Here is a 1,299-nt window from a genome sequence, read left to right on the forward strand (position 1 = left end):
TTCCCCTTCGGGGGCAAAGTGACAGGTGGTGCATGGTTGTCGTCAGCTCGTGTCGTGAGATGTTGGGTTAAGTCCCGCAACGAGCGCAACCCTTATTGTTAGTTGCCATCATTCAGTTGGGCACTCTAGCAAGACTGCCGGTGACAAACCGGAGGAAGGTGGGGATGACGTCAAATCATCATGCCCCTTATGACCTGGGCTACACACGTGCTACAATGGGAAGTACAACGAGTTGCGAAGTCGCGAGGCTAAGCTAATCTCTTAAAGCTTCTCTCAGTTCGGATTGCAGGCTGCAACTCGCCTGCATGAAGCCGGAATCGCTAGTAATCGCGGATCAGCACGCCGCGGTGAATACGTTCCCGGGCCTTGTACACACCGCCCGTCACACCACGAGAGTTTGTAACACCCGAAGTCGGTGAGGTAACCTTTTGGAGCCAGCCGCCTAAGGTGGGATAGATGATTGGGGTGAAGTCGTAACAAGGTAGCCGTATCGGAAGGTGCGGCTGGATCACCTCCTTTCTAAGGAATATTACGGAGACTACACAATTTGTTTTTACTTTGTTCAGTTTTGAGAGGTTTACTCTCAAACACTTTTGTTCATTGAAAACTGGATATTTGAAGTAAATGTAAGTAATACAAACCGAGAACACCGCGTTGAATTTGAAAGCTGAACAAATTGTTTAGCCTGAAGCAAAATAGGCGGACGGCCATAAAATCTTTGATTTTATGAGACGATCGATCTTTTTGCCGCACAGGCTGATTTGTGAGCTGGATAGAGTTTTTTAATAAGTTCAATTGCTTATTTTCTTGATCTAACTTCTATCGCTAGAAGAAGGATCAAAACCCAACCGCAAGGTTGATAAGGTTAAGTGAATAAGGGCGCACGGTGGATGCCTTGGCACTAGGAGCCGATGAAGGACGGGACTAACACCGATATGCTTTGGGGAGCTGTACGTAAGCTATGATCCAGAGATTTCCGAATGGGGGAACCCAGCATCTTTAATAGGATGTTACGATTGTGTGAATACATAGCACATTCGAGGTAGACGCAGAGAACTGAAACATCTAAGTACCTGCAGGAAGAGAAAGAAAATTCGATTCCCTGAGTAGCGGCGAGCGAAACGGGAAAAGCCCAAACCAGCAAGCTTGCTTGTTGGGGTTGTAGGACTCCAATATGGTAGTTCTTTCAGATAGTCGAATGACTTGGAAAAGTCAGTCAAAGAGGGTAAAAACCCCGTAGACGAAATGTGGAAGACACCTAGGAGGATCCTGAGTACGGCGGAACACGAGAAATTCCGT

The 1,299-nt window shown here is 47.1% G+C and carries 2 rRNA genes; both read left to right on the forward strand.

Features of this window, described 5'->3' with window-relative positions:
- A 16S ribosomal RNA gene (locus OS138_RS12690) occupies positions 1–519 on the forward strand; the annotation flags it as partial.
- Positions 520–863: 344 nt separating this feature from the next.
- A 23S ribosomal RNA gene (locus OS138_RS12695) occupies positions 864–1,299 on the forward strand; the annotation flags it as partial.

It is taken from the genome of Enterococcus sp. E5-37, assembly GCF_035726925.1.
Taxonomy (GTDB): Bacteria; Bacillota; Bacilli; order Lactobacillales; family Enterococcaceae; genus Enterococcus_B; species Enterococcus_B faecium.